We start from the raw sequence: 18251 nt of genomic DNA, 5'->3' as shown, positions 1-18251 counted from the left end.
CTTCCCGCATGAAGCTGGACCGTATCGACATCCGGATCCTGGCCGAGTTGCAGAAGAACGGCAGACTGACCAACAATGATCTCGCCGATCGAGTCCATCTGTCCGCCAGCCCGTGCCTGATGCGCCTGAAGAAGCTGCGCACCGCCGGACTGATCCGGGGATTCACTGCCGAGATCGACCTGTCGCGGCTCGCCGACATCCTGACCGTATTTACCGAAGTGACCCTCGCTCGGCACCGTCCTGAGGACCTCGCGCGTTTCGTCGGCGCGTTGGAGGGGATCGAGAATGTGACCGAATGTCATCTGGTGTCGAGCGGTTATGATTATCTGGTTAAGTTCAACACCTGCGGCATTTCGGAATATCAGGACATCATCGAACGGCTGCTCGACATGGGCGTCGGCATGAAAAAATACTTCAGCTACATCGTCTTCAAGACGCCGATCCTGCCGCGCCAGTTGCCGCTATCGACGGTATTTCGAGAGGCTTCATAATGGTCAGCATCACAACGGGTGGGGATCAATTGTCCGGCCAGCCCGACGCGACCTTCCGTCTCGACGATTTCAAGGTGACGGCGCGCGATATCGCCGAACCCGACCTTAACGCGCTGCTCGCGCTGTCGGTCAGCGTCGGCTGGTCGCATCGGGCGGCGGACTGGGCGTTCATGCGCTCCGTGGGGCGCGGGCTGGTTGCGATGGACGAATCCGGGCGCGTGCACGGATCGGTGATGTGGTTCCCGTTCGGCGTGGCCCGCGGCACCATCGGCATGCTGATCACCACGCCCCGGCTGCAGAGCAACGGCGGCGGCCTATGGCTGATGGGTCATGCCCTGGCGCAGACCCAAGGCCGCATGCTCGGCCTTCATGCCACCCGGCAATCGCACCGCTTGTGCCGTTCGCTCGGGTTCCGCGACGAAGGCACCGTATATCAGTATCAGGGTCATATCGGTGCCGTCCCGTATGTCGCTGCACCGCCCGAAGCGCAGGTTCGCGAGCTGGCTGAAACGGACCTTCCGGCGATCCGAGCCATCGACCGGGCCGCGACCGAGTGGGATCGCGGCCTGCTGATCGATGCCCTGCTGGCGCAGTCGCGCGGGATGGTGCTCGTCCGCGGTGAGCGGGTCGAGGCCTATGCGTTGATGCGACCCTTTGGCCGGGGCGTGGTGTTCGGTCCGATCATGGCCGACAGCGACGATGACGCGCTGCGCGTGCTAGCGCCGTTGATGGCGGCGCAGACAGGCAGTTACGGGCGCATCGATACCGAGTCGGTCACCAGCCGCATCGCCGATTTCGCGCGGCAATGCGGCCTGGAGGTCGTTGAGACGGTCACCCGGATGTCACGCGACGAACCCTGGCCATTCTCGACCGGACATGCGCCGACGCAATTCGCACTGGCATCGCACGCGACCGGGTGACCGCGAGCCGTGCGCCGGGCTACTCTCGCTCGAACACGCTGTCGTAAAAGCCGTCCAGCTTCACCGTGATCGTGATCGGCACGTCTTCCCGGTTCTTCCAGTACCAGCCATGCGTTCCCGCAAACGGCGCGGTGAAGCTGCCTTGCGCGCTCTGGATGTCCTTCTGCTTCCAATAGTCGGTGAATTCATCTTCCTTGCCGCCCGTCGGCTCGCCATGCATGTCGGCGCGGACCGGGCCGGTCGAGGTCCAGCGGAAGTTGAACGTGTCGCCCGCCTTCATCCGCGCCTTCAACTCGATCCCGGTATGCGGCGCGAGCGTGATCGTCTTCTCGTCGTTGCGATAACCGGTCTTCTTTTCGATATTGGACTGGGTCTGGGCCGGCACCGCATAGGCGGCCGGCGCCACTACGGGCGCGGGCGCCGCATCGGCCGGCTGGGCCGCGTCCTCGCCCGCCGCCATCCGCGTAAGGCCTAGCGACTTGCCCACGCCGGTCGGATCGATCCCGTATTCGGCGGGCAGCACGAACAGGACGAGGATGGCCACACCGCCGGCCAGCGCGGCGAGCGAGGCCCGGGCGAGCGTCGCTCGCGATGCCTGATACGGCACAGTCGTCGTGGCGGTCATATGGCTTGCTCCGTCATGTAGCCGGCGACCTGATAGCCCGTCAGCACGATCCCCGCACACATCAGCGCGGCATTGGCGACAACGACGTTGCGCGTGAACGAGCGCGAGCGCCGCCACAGCGTCATCAGGATCAGGATGACGCTGAGCGCCATGAACTGACCCAGTTCGACCCCCACGTTGAAGCTGACGAGGTTGGCGATCAGCCCGTCGCGCGCGGCGATCAGGTCCTGCAATTTCGTGGCCAGGCCAAACCCGTGGAACAGGCCGAAGATCAGCACCGCCGCCTTCTGGTTCGGCTGCGACCCGATGAGCGTCGGGAATGCGCCAAGATTGTCGAGCGCCTTGTAGACCACGGACACGCCGATGATCGCGTCGATCAGGTACGGATTGGCGTGAAGGTTGAAGTACACGCCGGCCAGCAGCGTCGTGCTGTGCCCGATCGCGAACAGCGTCACATAGGTGCCGACGTCCCTCAGCCGATAGAGGAAGAAGATGACGCCGAACAGAAACAGCAGGTGATCGTAACCGGTCACCATGTGTTTCGCGCCAAGGTAGAGATAGGGGATGACGTTCACGCCAGGGTTGTTCTGGATGAACGCCTTGTCCTCATCGGCCACGCCATGCGCCGCAGCGACCCCCTGCAGGACGACCGTCAGCGCGACACCCAGCAAGGGCAGCAGGATGTCGCGCCGCGCCCTCATTTGATGTTGAACGTCGCCGACTGGCGCGCTTGGCTCTGCTTGTTGATGATCAACACGCCGACGCGCGATCCCGCGGGGATTTTGGCGCCCTTTGCAAAGAACTGGCTGCCCTTTGCCGCGACGAGCGGAATCTCGCTCTTCCTGGCACCGGTGGTCACGATCAGCTTGGCGGTCATCGACGCCGCCGGCACGTCGTCGCCGTCGTCGCGGACATAGAGCGAGACGCCGGCCGGGGTGCGGACGAGCTCGAACGCGGTCTCGCCGACCTCGACCACCTGTCCGCCATGGCGCGGCTTGGTGTCGCTATGCGCATAAGCGGGCGTAATGGCGAGCGCCGAGGCGATCGCAAAATGCATGAACTTCATGACGGGTTCTCCGATCTCGAAAAGCGTTACTCGGGCTTGTGCGTAAGCGTGAAGGCGAGCGACGCAGTGTGCTCGTAGTGATCGGTCTTGGCCGGATTATCGGTCGGCGTGACGAGTACGGCGCGGATCACGTTCAACCCCTGATTGCGCACCGGCAACGTGACCGTTCCGTCGGCCTTGGTCTTCACTTCCACCGCATCGGGGTCGTTTACGAAGTCGTTGATCACCCCCGCCCCTGCCACCGGCTTGCCCTTCCAGCTCACGCGATAGGTCAGGGGCTCGCCCAGCTTCTCGGGAATCTTGCCGACGGGCACGATCTGCAGCGCCTGGGCGGGGATCAGTGGCACCGGCTTGGTCAGCGGACCCTGGATCGTCACCGCATATTTGATCGTCGTCTCGGTCTTGGTCGCGGTTGGCGCCTCGTCCTTGCTTTTCTTGACGATCTCACCATCGGGTAGCCACGACCAGGTGCCGTTCTGCAACACGACGCTGACGATCGTCGGAGGGGCGTCGGTATCCACCACGACCAGCGACCCATCGGTGCGAAGCTGTGCGGCGACGGGATTGAGCTCGGCATCCCAGGCCTGGAGGTTTTCCATACCCGGCAACCGCTTGACCGTCTGCAGATCGTCGGCACCCACGCCATAGATGATCGCGATCTGCTTGGCGCGCTGGGCGAACCAGATGCCGTGAGCCTGCGCCAGAGCGGGGGCCAGGATGGCTGTCGCGGCCACGGCCGACCAAGCCAGAGTCTTCATCTTCGCCACTTGTCCACTCCATCATTGTTGTGGGTCGAGGCTATGCGCAGCTGTCGGCAGATTTTGCCATTCTCGTGCGCTCACCAGCACGATTCGCCGTATAATCTCGCGCTCGACGCAGAGCTTATCGGCACGGGCGGCCTCAGCCGACCAGTTCCGCCTCGGTTCGATGGCACAGCACCATGTTGCCCGCCGACATCTCGCGCAAGGGCGGCGGCGCGACATCGCATCGGCCGGCCATCGCGACCGGGCACCGGGGCAGGAACCGGCAGAGATCGGGGGATTCGGCCAGATGCGCGAGCGGCGCCGCGGCCTGGACCGATTCGTCCGCCAGCCAGCCCGGCCGCAGCTCGGGAACCGACCCGATCAGCAAATCGGTATAGGGGTGGAAGGGCGGCGTATCATAGCCGTCGCGCCGGCCGCTTTCGACCCGCGTGCCCTTGTACAGCACGACGATCTCGTCGCACAGTGCCTTCACCGTGGCGATGTCGTGGCTGATGAACAGATAGGCGACGCCAAGATCCCGCCGCAAGTCGGCCAGCAGATCGAGGATCGCGCCGCGAACGACCGTGTCCAGCGCCGACGTCACTTCGTCGCACAGGATGATGTCGGGATCAGCGGCAAGCGCGCGCGCCAGGTTGACGCGCTGTTTCTGACCGCCCGACAGTTCGTCGCAGCGACGCTCGGCCACCGTCGCCGGCAGCCGGATCAGGTCGAGCAGCTCGGCGACGCGGCGTTGCGCATCGGCGCCGTGCATGTCGTGGTAAAAGCGCAGCACGCGGCCCAGAATGTCGCCGACGCTATGCGCCGGGTTGAGCGCGACATCGGCATTCTGGAACACGATTTGGACGCGGCGCAGCTGCTCGCGCGTCCGACCGGAAACGGTTGGCGCCAGCGTCTCACCGGCCAGCGAGATTGTGCCGGCGACAGGCGCGAGCAGGCCGGCGACGACGCGCGCCACGGTGGATTTGCCCGATCCGGATTCACCGATCACGCCAACCGCCGCGCCGCGCCCGATGGTCAGGCTGACGTCGCTCAGCACCGGATACGCTGGTCGGCCTGCGCGATCGATCGGTCCGTAGCCGGCCGAGATGCCCGCAATCTCCAGCAACGGCTCGGGCTTGGCCGGGATCGGCTGCGCCTTCACGACCGGATGCGCCGCTGCGATCAGCAGCTGCGTATAGTCGTCCGCCGGCGCTTCGAGCAGTGCGGCCACCCGGTTCTGCTCCCGCACGCGTCCGCGATTGAGAACGAGGATCTGGTCGGCCATCTGCGCCACGACGGCGAGATCGTGCGACACATAGACGCCGGTGGCCCCCTGCTGACGGACGACGCGGCGAAACGCCTGCAGCACGCCGACTTGGGTGGTGACGTCGAGCGCGGTGGTCGGCTCGTCGAAGATCACCAGGTCGGGCTGCGTGATCAGCGCCATCGCGGCCATCAGCCGTTGCAGCTGCCCGCCCGACAGTTCGTGCGGATAGCGGCTGCCGATCGTCTCGGGACCGGGCAGGCCCAGCGCGCGGAACAAATCGATTGCGCGCGCCCGTGCCGCTTGGGCGGATTCAGTCCGATGGATCAGCGCGGGTTCGATCACCTGATCGATGACACGGCGCGACGGATTGAACGCCGCCGCCGCGCTCTGCGCGACATAGGTGATGCGCCGTCCGCGTTGCGCGGCAAGCGAAGCGCCGCCGGCACCGTCCAGCGTCGCATCCCCAACGCGAATCAGCCCGCTGATCGCCGCCCCGCCCCGGCCATAGCCCATCAGCGAGAGCGCGATCGTCGTCTTGCCCGAACCGGATTCCCCGATCAATGCCAGCACTTCGCCGCGCGCGACGTCGAAGGATACGTCGTCGATGATGCGCAGCGGCTGGCCGTCAGGTCCGCGAACCGTGACGGCAAGGTTGCGGACCTCCACATGGGGCGACAAGCTCATTTCACCTTCCCCTGCGTCGCCGCATCGATCAGCAGGTTGACGCCGACCGTCAGGCTGGCGATCGCCGTCGCAGGCATCAGGATCGCAAGCGCGCCCTCGCCCAGGCCCGAGACATTCTCGCGCACCAGCGAGCCCAGGTCCGCGTCGGGCGGCTGCAAGCCGAGTCCGAGGAAGCTCAACCCCGACAGCAGCAGCACGATGAACACGAAGCGAAGGCCGATATCGGCGAACAGCGGCCGGATCATGTTGGGCAGCATCTCGACCAGCGCGATATGGAACCGCCCCTCGCCCCGCGCCCGCGCGACCTCGACATAATCGAGCTTGGTCAGCCCGACCGCGAGCGAGCGCGCGATGCGGAAATTGCCGGGAACATAAGTGATCGACACGATCAGCGTCAGCAGCACGATCGACGAGCCGAACGCCGCGACCAGCACCAGCGCGAAAATCTTGCTGGGGATCGAGATCAGCGTATCCATCGCCCGCGACAGCAGCTCGTCGAGCCAGCGCGGCCCGACCGCTGCGGTCAAGGCGAGGCCGGTGCCCAGCGTGACGGCGATCGTGACCGCGATCGCCGACAGGCCGACGGTGAACTGCGCGCCAACCAGCAACCGACTGAGCACATCGCGACCCAGGAAGTCGCTGCCGAACCAGAACTTGCCGCTCGAACCCGCGAACACCTCGTAGCTGACGAACGCGCCTGGCGAATGGGGCGCGATGAACCGGCCGGTCAGCGCGATGACGATCCAGAAGGCGACCAGCGCAAGGCCGATCTTGCCGGACCAGGGCAAGGCGCGGACCGCGCGGATGAGGTTGCCGCCGGTCATACCTGGCGCAACCGAGGATTGGCGAGGATCGCCACCGTGTCGGCGATCAGCACGAGCAGCAGATAGGTGGCGCAAAAGATCATCGCGCAGGCCTGAAGCAGCGGCATGTCGCGCGAGGTGACGGCGTTCACCATCAGGCTGGCGAGGCCGGGATAGTTGAAGATGGTTTCCACGATGATCGCACCTCCGAACAGGTTGGACAGGCTGAGCGCCATGGCATTGACGATCGGCCCGATCGCGTTCGGCAGCACATGGCGGAACACCAGCCGTTGCGGCCCCACGCCCTTCAACCGCGCCATCTCCACATAGGGCCGGTCGAGCTCGGCGATGATCGCCGCACGGATCATGCGGCCAAGCTGCGCGACCACGCCGACCGCCAGCACCATCACCGGCATCGCATAAGCGCGCGCGAACTGCGCGAACGTCGGGTCCTTCGGCACGATCGTGATCGACGGCAGCCAGAGCAGCTCGACCGCGAAGATCAGCACCGCGATCGTCGCCACCAGGAATTCGGGAAGCGCGACCATCGACAGCGTCAGGACATTGATCCCACGGTCGAGCTTGCGCCCGCGCGAAACCGCCGACGCGATGCCGATCAGGAACGCGAACGGCACCGAGACCAGCGCGGCCAGCGCCGCCAGCGTTAACGTGTTGGGCAACCGCTCCGAAATGATGTCGGCGACCGGCTTGTTGGCGACGAGCGACTGGCCCGGATCGCCCGCCACGATGCTGCCGAGCCATTCGGCGTAACGCACCGGCGCGGGCCGATCGAGGCCCATTTCATGGCGCAGCGCCGCCACCTGCTCGGGGGTCGCGCCCTGCCCCAGCACTTCCTGCGCGGCATCGCCGGGCAACAGTCCGCTGATCGTGAAGATGACCGCCGAGACGAGCAGCAGCGTGACGAGCGCCAGCCCGATCCGCTTGCCGATCAGCCGGCCGGCACCGCGCCAGAGCGAGGGCGTGCTCGCCGCGCTCACGCGTCCCACCAGGCATATTCGGCGAAATTATAGCCCATGAAGCCGCCCAGCGGGATCGGGAACATGCCCTTCAAACGACGGTCATACCCGTCGAGCAAGCTGATGAAGGCAGGGATGGCCAGGCCGCCATGTTGATGCACGACCAACTGCATCTCGCCATAGATCTCCTTGCGCAGCGCGGCGTCGGTCGTGCTGCGCGCCTCCAGCAACAGGCGGTCGAAGCGCGGGTGATTCCAGCCCGTTTCATTCGTCAGCGCTTTCGACTGAAAGAACAGGCTGAACATCATGTCGGTGGTCGGCCTCTGATTGGTGTTGCCGAACGTCATCGGGTGCTTCATCCAGTGCGTCGCCCAATAGCCGTCGCTGGGCACGCGATTGATAGCCAGCTTCAGGCCTATCTGGGCGGCGTGCTCCTGGAGCACCGATCCCATGTCGATCGACCCGTTGGCGACCGGCGCGGCATAGACGGGCAGCCGCACGCCCAGCAGGCCGGAGCGCTTGAGCAGGAACTTCGCCCGATCGGGGTCGAGCGGACGCTGCGGGATGTTCGGATTGAAATTGGGATCGATCGGCGAGATCGGCTGGTCGTTCGCGATCGTCGCGAAGCCGCGGAACAGGGCTCGCTTGATCAGTTCGCGATCCTGCAGATACTTCATCGCCAACACGAAATCCGGATTAGCGGTCACCGGATTGTCTCGACGCATGATCAGGTTGGTGAACAAGCCCGAGGGGATTTCCATCACCGAATGAGTGGAGGTAGCCCGCACGCGCTTGACCGAACCGGGACCCACGGCGTTGACCATCTGCACATCGCCCGACAGCAACGCGTTGACGCGCGAGATTTCGTCCGGGATCGCGATCAGCTCGATTTCGTCGAGATAGGGCCGGCCCGGCTTCCAGTAATTGGGGTTCTTGCGCACGATCGTGCGAATGCCCGGCGCGAACTCATGGGCGATGTATGGCCCGGTTCCGTTCGCCTTGCTGAAATCGCGGCGGCCGTTTTCCACGATCAGGAAGTGCGAGACGGCCAGGATGGCGGGCAGATCGGGATTGGGGCCGGTCAGCCGTAACTGTAGCTCAAGCGGCCCGGCCCGTCTGGCGCTGGCGAACTGGTCGGCGACGGTCTTGACCTTCGATCCGGCGGCCGGGTCGCGGTGTCGCAACAGCGAAAATATGACGTCCTCGACGGTCAGCGGCTTGCCGTTGTGGAAGTGCACGCCGCGACGCAGGCGGATATTCCACACGATATTGTCTTGCGTCACCATCCGGTCGGCCAGACCTGGCCGGCCGCGCAGCTGCCCGTCAAACTGGGTCAGGCCGCTATAGAGCATATAGTGACGGATATAGTCGGTAGCGGTGCTGCCTTTGGCAGGGTCGAGCGTGTCGGCGGTGGAGGAATTGGTGCTGGCGATGCGGATACGGCCGCCCGCGCGCGGCTGTCCCGTAGCCGAGCCGACACCGGCGCCGTTGACCGCCAGTCCGGCCGCCAGCCCGCCTAGCAGCGCTCGTCGGGAGATGTCGGTGGAAAGCACATCGACCATGCCGCGTCTTCGTCCTCTACTTGCCTGAACGTGAGCGATCGTCAGCCTAACCGGTAAATCCGCATTGCGCTGCCGATTACCCGCCCGATGCCATCAATCTGCAACATCCCGTGACGATGGCACGGCAGTTTATGCGGCGGCCGTTCGTTCCGCTCGGTGCGCGTCGATCGATACGGTGGCAGACCCTCCCTCGCCCCGGCCCCGGCCCCGACCTTGGCCTTGACGCAACGCCTTGCCGGCAACGGCTCTGATCAGAAATATCTGAGCCAAGCGATATCGCGACGGCGACGCTTCAACCGGGCGTACCATACGGTCGGGATATAAAGCGGCACGATCATCGCGGCATACCAGACGAACACCCAGTTGTAATTGTCGAGCGTGAACAGCGTTCCGTGCGTCGGTCCCCAGATCGCCAGCGCGCTATGATAGAGGATTCGCAGCACGAGAAGGTGCAGGATGTAGAAGAACATGGGCGCCCCGCCAAACACCGCCAGCGCGGCGACCACGCCAGACTCGCGGATGCGCTCGAACAGCACGAGAAACAGCGCGCCACCGCCCAGCGTCGGCAGCAGAAAGAGCAGAGAGGGCGGATATTTGGTCAGCGAAATGAAACTGATCACCGTCCGCACCGGATCGCCCTCGACCACGAACCAGGGCTTGTCGCCATAGACGTTGAGCAAGCGGAGCACGACAAACGCGGCGATCATGCCGAAACCCAGAAGCAGCAGCCGGCGCTGGCGCGTCTCAGCCGGAACCTCCGACCGGAACCACGGGCCGATGCCGAAGCCCAGCACGATGACCCCGACCCAAGGCAGGATCGGATAGGTCGTCTTGGCGAGGAAGCCGAACGGCAGCGCGAAGGTATCGCGCTGGTGGATCATCGCCCAGAGCGGGAACAGCGTATCGTCCGGCGTCAGGCGGATCGGGTCGAGCAGATTGTGGAAGCAGAGGATCGCCAGGCCGAGCGTGATCAGCGCCGGCCGCGGCAGGCGCATCAGTCCGGCCAGGATGATCATGCTCAGACCGATCGCCCAGATGACCTGCAGCCAGAAGGTCGGTTGCGGCACGATGCCCCAGTAGAAGACCGATAGCGGCACCAGTTCGAGCGCCATGAGCAGCGCCCCGCGCTTCAGCAGGTAGGCGGTGGTTTCCTCCCTGGTGTGATTGATACTGAACAGATAGACGCCAAGGCCTGTGAGCGCGACGAAGATCGGGGCGCAGAAGCTGACGGCGAATCGGGCAAACCCCATCGCGGGCAGGATGGTGGCCGCATCGATCGGGTCGGTCACCGCGATGTGGGCGAACCAGGTCTCGCGCAGGTGATCGAGCAACATCAGCACCATCACAAAGCCGCGCAGTGCGTCGATATTCTCGAGCCGGACGCGGGCGGCGGGCGCCGCCCTGGCCGGCGCTGCGGCTTCGAACGGTCCGGATGCAATCGAAACGCTCCCCGCCATCTTCGATCCCCTCATTACCTGATACTGGTCGTTAGCCGGATCATTCGCCCCTTTCTCTAGGTCATGATATCGAGTTTCGGCGTTGCGCGGGCGATCATGCCGAGCTTCCCACCAGATCAGGAAGATTCTGCCGCCGAAGCGAAACAGTCGGCCGGGTGCGGTCAAAGCAAAGTCGCAGCGCCGGTCCGACACTGTAGCGGCGCTCAATGAGCCGCAAATCTCGAACCCAGCCTCCTTCCCTGTTTCGCTACTTCAGTTGGTCAGACGGGATCGGAAAAACCGGACACGTACATCGTGTTCACAAGCACGTGCTAATGTTTTGGATCCGATCCGCGAGCTCCCGTACGGGCGGGCCGCCACCCCGTGCGGCACTAATAGGCCGGACAGATGGCCGCATCCGACCAAGCGCACATCAGGCCCGAATTACCACTTGTCTTCCACCCGGCGTCCACAGATGAAGGGGGCCCTTCGCCTAACGGCGAACCCCTCCGGTCTCGTCGTGGCCCTTCTCGGCTGCATCCGCTGCATTGCAATATATCTTGTGCATATGGGTGGTCAATGCATGAGTTATGATGCAAAGAACGAATCCTGACCCCTGTCGGTTATATGTTTGCGTTATAAGTTGAGCACTAAGTCTGCTAATGCACGAGTTATGGTTCGAACATGAGAAGCTCCCAATCCCAAAATGCCCTGCCGCTTGCGGTACGAAAGGCGCTGCGCAAGCTGGGCGGCGACATCCAAGTTGCGCGCAAGCGCCGCCGCCTGACGATGACAATCGTCGCCGAGCGCGCCTTTATCAGCCGCAACACGCTTACGCGCGTGGAGCGTGGGGATCCCGCAGTCGCCCTTGGCATCTATGCCACCGTCCTTTTCGTGCTCGGGCTGGCAGAGCGCCTCGGCGACCTTGCCGACCCATTCAGCGACGCAGTTGGGCTGTCCCTCGAGGCCGAACGCCTGCCCCAGCGCGCGCGCAGCGGGTCCTGAGGAGGCGGCGATGGAACGCGCGCTCGACGTCCATATCGACTGGCAGGGGAAGACCCTGCACGTTGGGCACCTGTGGGCGCGCTCCAAGGGCAACAAGGAAACCTCCAGCTTCGAATATACCGACAGCTGGCGGGGACATCCCCACGCCTTCGCGCTCGATCCGATGCTGCCGCTCACGGCAGGCACCTTCCATACCGAAGACCTGTTCAATGCCTTCACCGATCCTGCGCCCGACCGCTGGGGCCGCAACCTCCTGCTGCGCCGCGAGCGCAAGCGGGCCAAGGCGGAAGGCCGGCCGGCCCGGACGCTGCTCGATCTCGACTATCTAACGCTGGTTGAGGACAGGAACCGCCTGGGCGCTTTACGCTTCTCCGAAGACGGTGGTGAGCATTTCCTCGCGGAATCCGAGCAGCCAATCCCGCCGATCATCAATCTCGGCAAGCTACTCTCCGCCACGACACGCATCCTCAACGACAAGGAAAGCGACGACGATCTTCGTCTTGTGCTCGCGCCCGGAGCGTCGCTCGGGGGCGCTCGGCCCAAGGCGGCGGTCATCGACGCGGGCGGGCATCTGACGATCGCAAAGTTCCCGAGCCCGAGCGACGATTGGCCGGTGCCGCGCTGGGAAGCGACGGCGATGACTCTGGCGCGAGCCGCCGGCATCGACGTGCCCGATTTCGCGCTCAATAAGGTTCAGAACCGTCCCGTCTTCATCATGCGCCGGTTCGACCGGGACGACGCCGGCCGGCGTATCCCGTTCATCTCGGCGCTGACCGCGCTTGCTGCGTCCGATGGCGAGGTGCGCAGCTATCTGGAGCTCCTCGACGTCCTGCGCACCGATGGCGCGGCGCCGGAGCGCGACGCGGCGCAGCTCTGGCGGCGAATGGTCTTCAACGTGCTGATTTCCAACACCGACGATCACTTACGCAATCATGGCTATCTGCGCGACGCGGGCGGATGGCTGCTGGCGCCAGCCTATGATCTCAATCCGATGCCGGTCGATGTGAAGCCGCGCCATCACGCGCTGACGCTGGATGAGGCAGATGACACCAGCTCAATCGATACCGCTATGGCCGTTGCCGGACAATTTGGTCTAAAACCGGATGCCGCGCACACTATCACCGCCGAGGTCGGCGCGGCGGTGCTCGCCTGGCGCGAAGTGGCCAGCGACAATGGTCTCACCGCGGCGCAGATCGAGCGGATGGCCAGCGCTTTCGAGCATGAGAATCTGGCGAAGGCGATCGCCTGACCGCCAGCGCAGGCCGTTGCGGTTGACGAAGATGATCCCCCTCAGCACCCGGCGATCGTCAACCCGCGGCGCCATCATGTTCCCCACCATCTTCACGCTCGCGTCCGAAGGGCTCGGAAGCCGTGCGGCGGACGGGTCGGGCATCATCAACGTCGCGATCTTCGGCGGCGCTGTGGTCCCGCTCGCCACAGGCGCGCTGGCCGACGCGACCGGCAGCCTCGCGCTGGCGCTCGCCCTGCCTGCGATGTGTTACGCCGTCATCGCCGCGTTCGGCGTGTATGCCCGGCGGCCGGCGGCAGGATAAATAAACCGAACCGGCTTTAACTCCCTTTATACCCTGACCCTGCCATAGCCGCGCACTGGGCACAGATGGGGGGCGACTCCGGCATGCAGCTGGATCTTGACGACAAGGCCGCGACCGAGGCGGGACAGCCTGGCAGCGATCTCATCACTGGCGCGATCAGCGTCGCGGCGATCCTCATGTTCGTCGGCACGGGCAGCGCGGTGCTATCCAACACGCTGCAATATTACTTCGAGGGCGGCGCGCCGGTCGACCGCACCCTGGTCATCGCACTGCTGCTCAACGTCGCGCTGATCCTGTTCGGCTGGCGGCGCCACAGCGCGCTGTCGAACGAGGTGCGAATCCGCGCCGCGGCGGAAGAACGCGCGCACATGCTCGCCAGCCGCGATCCGCTGACCGGCTTCCTCAACCGCCGCAGCCTTGCCGAGGAAGGCGCGGCGATGTTCGTTCGCGCCCAGCGCCGCCGCAAGTCGATGGCGCTGATGATCATCGACCTCGACCACTTCAAGACGGTCAACGACATGCACGGCCACGCTGTCGGCGACGCGCTGCTGCGCGCGGTGGCGGGCGAGATCGCCGCGGCGATGCCGCCGATCGCGCTGACCTCACGCCTCGGCGGCGACGAGTTCGCCTGCGGTTTCCTGTTCGACGCCGACCAGCCGGACACGATAGAGCGAATCGCCGACCGGCTCGTCGCGCGCATGTGCCAGCCATTCGAGGCCGAGGGCTTCCGTCTTCACATCAGCTGTTCGATCGGCATCGCCCGCTCGGACTTTGACTGCAGCAACATCGACGCGCTGATGCGCTCGGCCGATATCGCGATGTATTCGGCCAAGAAGGGCGGCCGCAACCGCCACGCCTGGTTCGACCATTCGATGGAGCGCGAGCTGCAGACGCGCAACGAGCTCGAATCCGGCTTGCGCGCCGCGATCCCGCGCGGCGAGATCGTCCCCTATTTCGAGCAGCAGATCGATCTGGCGACTGGCAAGCTCCACGGCTTCGAGGTGCTGGCGCGCTGGGAACATCCAACGCGCGGCCTGATCAGCCCCGATTTGTTCATTCCGATCGCCGAGGAAACCGGCATGATCGCGGAGATGTCGCTGTCGATCATGCACCAGGCGTTCACCGCGGCGCGCGACTGGGACCCGTCGATCAACCTGTCGGTCAACATCTCGCCCTGGCAGCTGCGCGACGCGTGGCTGGCGCAAAAAGTGATCAAGGTGCTGACCGAGACCGGCTTCCCTGCCAGCCGGCTGGAGATCGAAATCACCGAAAGCGCACTGTTCGAGAATCTCGCGCTCGCCCAGTCGATCGTCGGCAGCCTGAAGAATCAGGGCGCGCGGCTGGCGCTCGACGATTTCGGCACCGGCTATTCGTCGCTCGCCCATCTGCGCGCGCTGCCGTTCGACCGCATCAAGATCGACAAGAGCTTCGTCATCTCGCTCAACGAGAGCGCCGATTCGGCCGCGATCGTCAACGCGATCGTCTCGCTCGGCGAGAGTCTCAACCTGCCGATCACCGCGGAAGGCGTCGAGGATGCCGCGATCGAAGCGCGGCTCAAGGCGCTCGGCTGCGCCAAGGCCCAAGGCTGGCACTATGGCAAGCCGCTGTCGCCGACTGGCGTGCGCAAGATGCTCGCCGAGCGCCGTCTGCTCATGCAGGCCGCACCGCAGCCCGCAGCAACCGTCATTCCGATCGACGAAACCCGCCGCGCAGGCTGATCACCAGCCCGCGTCGGGCCGCTTGAGATAGTCGAGTTCCTCGGGCGTCGATTCGCGACCTAGCGCAGCGTTACGCGATGGGAACCGCCCGAATTGCTCGATCACGACCGCATGCTCCATCGCGAAGCGCAGATTTTCGGGCCGGCCGAGCGCCGTGAACTTCTGCAGGCACAGCCGCTGCGCCTCGGTGTTTTCGGCGTGCATCAGCGGCATGTAGAGGAATGCCGCGCGCTCCGGCGGCAGTTCGGTGTCCCAGCCCTTGCCGATCGCCTCCAGCGTCAGCGACAGCGCGAGATCGTCCGCGGCATAAGCCTGGCGCGAGCCGCGATGGATGTTGCGGCTGAACTGGTCGAGCAGTATCACCGCCGCCAGCAAATTCTGGCACACGTCACGCCATCCCGCCGCGCCGGTCGCCAGCAGGAAATCGCGGCAGCGGCCGAAGCGGTCACGGATCGCCGCATCGAGCGCATCTTCCTTGGCGAATTGCTGCTCGGGCTTGAGCTCCTCGAACCAGAAGTGAAGCACATCTCGCGCCTCGTCGTGGACTTCCCGCGTCGCGAGCCCTAGATCGCCGTCCATGTCGTCCTCCGTCGCCGGTCCCGAGGTGATCAGCCTCGGTTGCAGGCTCAACCTAGCTGAAAGCGAAACGATCCGCACCTTGTTGGGGTCGGATGGCGTCGTCGTGGTCAACAGCTGCGCCGTCACCAACGAAGCGGTGCGCCAGACGCGCAAGGAAATCCGCCGCGCCCGCCGCGCTCGGCCATCGGCGCAGCTGGTTGTGACCGGTTGCGCGGCACAGATCGACCCGGCGGCCTTCATGGCGATGCCCGAGGTCGACCGTGTGATCGGTAACGCCGAGAAGCTCTCGTCTGAAGCTTGGGAAGCTTACGACACAAAGGTCCAGGTGCAGGACATCATGGCGGTCCGCCAGACCGCGCCGCACCTCGCTGCCAGCTTCTCGGCGCACGCTCGCGCCTTTGTCGAGGTGCAGAATGGCTGCGATCACCGCTGTACCTTCTGCGCGATACCCTATGGCCGCGGCAACAGCCGCTCCGTCCCCGCCGGGGCGGTGATCGAGCGCATCGCCGGGCTCGTGGTCGCGGGCCATCGGGAGATCGTGCTGACCGGCGTCGATCTTACCAGCTATGGTCCTGATCTTCCCGGAAGCCCGACGCTGGGCCAGCTCGTCGAACGCATCCTCGCCCACACCGATGTCGAGCGCCTGCGCCTGTCCTCGCTCGACGGCATCGAGATCGACGACCGCCTGTTCGCGCTGCTGACGCAGGAGCAGCGCATCCTGCCGCATGTCCATCTCTCGCTCCAGGCCGGCGACGACATGATCCTCAAGCGCATGAAGCGCCGCCACAGCCGCGCGCAGAGCGTCGCGCTGGTCGAACGCCTCAAGGCTGCGCGTCCCGAGATCGCGATCGGCGCCGACCTGATCGCCGGCTTCCCGACCGAGGACGAGGCGATGGCCGCCAACACGCGCGCGCTGATCGACGATTGCGACATCGTCCACGCGCATATCTTCCCGTACAGCCCGCGCGACGGCACCCCGGCGGCGCGGATGCCGCAGTTGGCCATCGCGACGATCAAGGCTCGCGCGGCGGCGTTGCGCGAACGCGCGGCGGCGCGGCGCATGGTGTGGCTGGACGCACAGCGCGGGACCGTGCAACGGGTGCTGATCGAGCGCCCCGGCGATCGGGGTCATGCGGGCAATTTCGCGGAAGTTCGGCTTCCGCTCCACAAAGTCGGGACGATAGCGACGGTGAAGATCGAACGAGTGCAGGACGGCAAATTGATCGGAGCCGCCGCATGACCAGCTGGCGCGACCGCCTGCTCGGCGGGTTCAAGAAGACTTCCGACCGCCTCGTCGGTAACCTCGCCGGGCTTGGCGCTGCGCGGCTCGACGACGCGACGCTAGACGAGATCGAGGAAGCGCTGATCGCCTCGGACCTTGGTCCGGCCACCGCGGCGCGCATCCGCGCCCGCCTCGCCGACGGCCAGTTCGAGCGCGGCATGGAGGATCTCGGCATCCGCCTCGTCGTCGCCGACGAGATCGAGAAGGCGCTTGAACCCGTCGCCAAGCCGCTGATGACCGACGCTGCGCGGCCGCAGGTGATCCTCGTCATTGGCGTCAATGGATCGGGCAAGACCACGACCATCGCCAAGCTCGCCGCGATCCTGAAGGCAGACGGGCTCAAGGTCATGCTCGCCGCCGGCGACACCTTTCGCGCCGCCGCGATCGGCCAGCTCAGGACTTGGGCCGACCGCGTTGGCGTCCCGCTGGTCTCGGGCGCCGAGGGTGGCGACGCCGCCGGGATCGTGTTCGAGGCGCTCAAGCAGGCGACCGACCAGCGCATGGACGTGCTGGTGGTCGATACCGCCGGTCGCCTCCAGAACAAGCGCGAACTGATGGACGAGCTTGCCAAGATCCGCCGCGTGCTGGGCCGGGTCGATCCCGGTGCACCGCACAACGTCCTGCTCGTGCTCGACGCCACCACGGGGCAGAACGCATTGAGCCAGATCGAAGTGTTCAAGGAAGTCGCCGGGGTCACCGGCCTGATCATGACCAAGCTCGACGGCACCGCGCGCGGCGGCGTGCTGGTCGCGGCGGCGGAGAAATACGGCCTGCCGATCCATGCCATCGGCGTCGGCGAGACGATCGACGACCTGCGCGGCTTCGACGCCAATGAGGTCGCGCGGATCATCGCCGGGGTCGAGACGTTTCAGAGGGAAGCATGACCACCGATACTCAATCCGCCCCCGCCCCTTCGCCGGGCCTGCGCATGCTGATCGACTTCGGGCCGCTGGCGGTCTTTTTCCTCGTCAACAGCTTTGCCCCCGGCCCCGCGCTGGCCCGGATGCTGGCGGCAACGGCGGCGTTCATGGCGGCGATCTTCGTGGCGATGGGGCTGTCGTGGTGGAAGACGCGGCACATTTCGCCGATGCTGTGGATTTCGGGCGGGTTCGTGCTGATCTTCGGCGCGCTGACGCTGTATTTTCACAACGGCACCTTCATCAAGATGAAGCCGACGATCGTCTATTCGCTGTTCTCGGTGGTGCTGTTCTATGGCCTCGCCACCCGAAAGCCCCTGTTGCAGAGCCTGCTCGGCACTGCCTATCCCGGCCTCAGCGAGCGCGGCTGGAAGCTGCTGACGGTGAACTGGGCGGTGTTCTTCGTGTTCATGGCGATCCTCAACGAGGTCGTCTGGCGCTGGTCCGCGCCGGGGCCGCAGGACGATCTGAGCTTCTGGGCCGGGTTCAAGCTGTGGGGGGCGATCCCGCTCACCCTGATCTTTGCGATGGGCAACATCCCGATGCTGCTGCGCCATGGCCTCAATACCGACGCCGAGATCGTCGACAAGGCGCTGCCGCCCGAGCAGTAAAACGGGCCGGAG

At 65.3% G+C, this 18251-nt stretch carries 18 protein-coding genes and 1 pseudogene; 9 read left to right on the top strand and 10 right to left on the bottom strand.

Features of this window, described 5'->3' with window-relative positions; all coding sequences use genetic code 11:
- Nucleotides 1-8: 8 nt before the first annotated feature.
- Both M9978_RS13650 and M9978_RS13645 read left to right on the top strand, forming a co-directional pair.
- A complete protein-coding gene (locus tag M9978_RS13650; RefSeq protein WP_254294090.1) occupies nucleotides 9-491 on the top strand; it encodes an Lrp/AsnC family transcriptional regulator in 483 nt (160 codons plus the stop codon).
- Complete coding sequence (locus tag M9978_RS13645) at nucleotides 491-1411, top strand: GNAT family N-acetyltransferase (RefSeq protein ID WP_254294089.1); 921 nt, start codon at nucleotides 491-493, stop codon at nucleotides 1409-1411. The genes M9978_RS13650 and M9978_RS13645 overlap by 1 nt, the downstream gene beginning before the upstream one ends.
- Before the next feature lie 19 nt (nucleotides 1412-1430).
- Here M9978_RS13645 and M9978_RS13640 read toward each other — a convergent pair whose 3' ends face one another.
- The 9 genes from M9978_RS13640 to M9978_RS13600 form a co-directional block, all read right to left on the bottom strand.
- Entirely contained in the window at nucleotides 1431-2036 is a 606-nt protein-coding gene (locus M9978_RS13640; protein WP_254294088.1) for a hypothetical protein, read from the bottom strand.
- Nucleotides 2033-2737, bottom strand: coding sequence for a HupE/UreJ family protein (locus M9978_RS13635; RefSeq protein ID WP_254294087.1), 705 nt, complete (start codon nucleotides 2735-2737; stop codon nucleotides 2033-2035). Before M9978_RS13635 ends, M9978_RS13640 begins: the two co-directional genes overlap by 4 nt.
- Nucleotides 2734-3102 carry a hypothetical protein gene (locus M9978_RS13630; protein ID WP_254294086.1) on the bottom strand — a complete coding sequence of 123 codons (369 nt, stop codon included), beginning with the start codon at nucleotides 3100-3102 and terminating at the stop codon, nucleotides 2734-2736. Before M9978_RS13630 ends, M9978_RS13635 begins: the two co-directional genes overlap by 4 nt.
- A gap of 26 nt (nucleotides 3103-3128) precedes the next feature.
- Nucleotides 3129-3860, bottom strand: coding sequence for a DUF4198 domain-containing protein (locus tag M9978_RS13625; RefSeq protein ID WP_254294229.1), 732 nt, complete (start codon nucleotides 3858-3860; stop codon nucleotides 3129-3131).
- A 142-nt stretch (nucleotides 3861-4002) separates the two neighbouring features.
- A complete protein-coding gene (locus tag M9978_RS13620) occupies nucleotides 4003-5796 on the bottom strand; it encodes an ABC transporter ATP-binding protein (RefSeq protein WP_254294085.1) in 1794 nt (597 codons plus the stop codon).
- Nucleotides 5793-6620, bottom strand: coding sequence for an ABC transporter permease (locus M9978_RS13615; RefSeq protein ID WP_254294084.1), 828 nt, complete (start codon nucleotides 6618-6620; stop codon nucleotides 5793-5795). The genes M9978_RS13620 and M9978_RS13615 overlap by 4 nt, the downstream gene beginning before the upstream one ends.
- Nucleotides 6617-7597, bottom strand: coding sequence for an ABC transporter permease (locus M9978_RS13610; protein WP_254294083.1), 981 nt, complete (start codon nucleotides 7595-7597; stop codon nucleotides 6617-6619). The genes M9978_RS13615 and M9978_RS13610 overlap by 4 nt, the downstream gene beginning before the upstream one ends.
- The gene (locus M9978_RS13605) at nucleotides 7594-9138 is read right to left on the bottom strand and encodes an ABC transporter substrate-binding protein (protein WP_254294082.1); all 1545 of its coding nucleotides are present in this window, start codon (nucleotides 9136-9138) and stop codon (nucleotides 7594-7596) included. The genes M9978_RS13610 and M9978_RS13605 overlap by 4 nt, the downstream gene beginning before the upstream one ends.
- Before the next feature lie 251 nt (nucleotides 9139-9389).
- A complete protein-coding gene (locus M9978_RS13600; RefSeq protein ID WP_254294081.1) occupies nucleotides 9390-10595 on the bottom strand; it encodes an acetyltransferase domain-containing protein in 1206 nt (401 codons plus the stop codon).
- Nucleotides 10596-11258: 663 nt separating this feature from the next.
- Between M9978_RS13600 and M9978_RS13595 the strand changes: the two genes are divergently transcribed.
- From M9978_RS13595 to M9978_RS13580, 4 genes and pseudogenes are all read left to right on the top strand, one after another.
- Nucleotides 11259-11579, top strand: coding sequence for a helix-turn-helix domain-containing protein (locus M9978_RS13595; protein WP_254294080.1), 321 nt, complete (start codon nucleotides 11259-11261; stop codon nucleotides 11577-11579).
- A gap of 10 nt (nucleotides 11580-11589) precedes the next feature.
- Entirely contained in the window at nucleotides 11590-12828 is a 1239-nt protein-coding gene (locus tag M9978_RS13590) for a type II toxin-antitoxin system HipA family toxin (protein ID WP_254294079.1), read from the top strand.
- Between the two features lie 70 nt (nucleotides 12829-12898).
- Nucleotides 12899-13132, top strand: a pseudogene (locus tag M9978_RS13585) (glucose/galactose MFS transporter); the annotation flags it as partial.
- Nucleotides 13133-13215: 83 nt separating this feature from the next.
- Nucleotides 13216-14850 (top strand): putative bifunctional diguanylate cyclase/phosphodiesterase, encoded by a 1635-nt coding sequence (locus M9978_RS13580; protein WP_254294078.1) that lies wholly within the window; start codon nucleotides 13216-13218, stop codon nucleotides 14848-14850.
- On the opposite strand, the gene M9978_RS13575 is transcribed toward M9978_RS13580, so the two are convergent.
- On the bottom strand, nucleotides 14851-15429 hold the full coding sequence (locus M9978_RS13575; RefSeq protein WP_254294077.1) for a DUF924 family protein: 579 nt from the start codon (nucleotides 15427-15429) through the stop codon (nucleotides 14851-14853).
- Between M9978_RS13575 and mtaB the strand changes: the two genes are divergently transcribed.
- Genes mtaB through M9978_RS13560 form a run of 3 tightly spaced genes read left to right on the top strand, consistent with a single transcriptional unit; the run spans nucleotide 15428 to nucleotide 18239 of the window.
- Nucleotides 15428-16669, top strand: a complete 1242-nt coding sequence (gene mtaB / locus M9978_RS13570) for a tRNA (N(6)-L-threonylcarbamoyladenosine(37)-C(2))-methylthiotransferase MtaB (protein ID WP_254294076.1) — start codon at nucleotides 15428-15430, stop codon at nucleotides 16667-16669. The genes M9978_RS13575 and mtaB overlap by 2 nt on opposite strands.
- Nucleotides 16666-17595, top strand: coding sequence for a signal recognition particle-docking protein FtsY (ftsY, locus tag M9978_RS13565; RefSeq protein WP_254294075.1), 930 nt, complete (start codon nucleotides 16666-16668; stop codon nucleotides 17593-17595). The genes mtaB and ftsY overlap by 4 nt, the downstream gene beginning before the upstream one ends.
- Nucleotides 17592-18239 carry a septation protein A gene (locus M9978_RS13560; RefSeq protein ID WP_254294074.1) on the top strand — a complete coding sequence of 216 codons (648 nt, stop codon included), beginning with the start codon at nucleotides 17592-17594 and terminating at the stop codon, nucleotides 18237-18239. The genes ftsY and M9978_RS13560 overlap by 4 nt, the downstream gene beginning before the upstream one ends.
- The last annotated feature ends 12 nt before the right edge of the window (nucleotides 18240-18251 follow it).

Origin of the sequence: Sphingomonas tagetis (genome assembly GCF_024211275.1) — a bacterium.
GTDB classification, from domain to species: domain Bacteria; phylum Pseudomonadota; class Alphaproteobacteria; order Sphingomonadales; family Sphingomonadaceae; genus Sphingomonas; species Sphingomonas tagetis.
Note: the sequence above shows the minus strand (reverse complement) of the source record. Positions and strands in the feature narration are given on the sequence as shown.

Coding starts and splice junctions, on each gene's coding strand:
- M9978_RS13605 (WP_254294082.1), bottom strand. CDS start 9,138: ATGGTCGATGTGCTTTCCACCGACATCTCCCGACGAGCGCTGCTAGGC.
- M9978_RS13625 (WP_254294229.1), bottom strand. CDS start 3,860: ATGAAGACTCTGGCTTGGTCGGCCGTGGCCGCGACAGCCATCCTGGCC.
- M9978_RS13580 (WP_254294078.1), top strand. CDS start 13,216: ATGCAGCTGGATCTTGACGACAAGGCCGCGACCGAGGCGGGACAGCCT.
- M9978_RS13630 (WP_254294086.1), bottom strand. CDS start 3,102: ATGAAGTTCATGCATTTTGCGATCGCCTCGGCGCTCGCCATTACGCCC.
- mtaB (WP_254294076.1), top strand. CDS start 15,428: ATGTCGTCCTCCGTCGCCGGTCCCGAGGTGATCAGCCTCGGTTGCAGG.
- M9978_RS13635 (WP_254294087.1), bottom strand. CDS start 2,737: ATGAGGGCGCGGCGCGACATCCTGCTGCCCTTGCTGGGTGTCGCGCTG.
- M9978_RS13620 (WP_254294085.1), bottom strand. CDS start 5,796: ATGAGCTTGTCGCCCCATGTGGAGGTCCGCAACCTTGCCGTCACGGTT.
- M9978_RS13590 (WP_254294079.1), top strand. CDS start 11,590: ATGGAACGCGCGCTCGACGTCCATATCGACTGGCAGGGGAAGACCCTG.
- ftsY (WP_254294075.1), top strand. CDS start 16,666: ATGACCAGCTGGCGCGACCGCCTGCTCGGCGGGTTCAAGAAGACTTCC.
- M9978_RS13595 (WP_254294080.1), top strand. CDS start 11,259: ATGAGAAGCTCCCAATCCCAAAATGCCCTGCCGCTTGCGGTACGAAAG.
- M9978_RS13615 (WP_254294084.1), bottom strand. CDS start 6,620: ATGACCGGCGGCAACCTCATCCGCGCGGTCCGCGCCTTGCCCTGGTCC.
- M9978_RS13640 (WP_254294088.1), bottom strand. CDS start 2,036: ATGACCGCCACGACGACTGTGCCGTATCAGGCATCGCGAGCGACGCTC.
- M9978_RS13560 (WP_254294074.1), top strand. CDS start 17,592: ATGACCACCGATACTCAATCCGCCCCCGCCCCTTCGCCGGGCCTGCGC.
- M9978_RS13575 (WP_254294077.1), bottom strand. CDS start 15,429: ATGGACGGCGATCTAGGGCTCGCGACGCGGGAAGTCCACGACGAGGCG.
- M9978_RS13650 (WP_254294090.1), top strand. CDS start 9: ATGAAGCTGGACCGTATCGACATCCGGATCCTGGCCGAGTTGCAGAAG.
- M9978_RS13645 (WP_254294089.1), top strand. CDS start 491: ATGGTCAGCATCACAACGGGTGGGGATCAATTGTCCGGCCAGCCCGAC.
- M9978_RS13600 (WP_254294081.1), bottom strand. CDS start 10,595: ATGGCGGGGAGCGTTTCGATTGCATCCGGACCGTTCGAAGCCGCAGCG.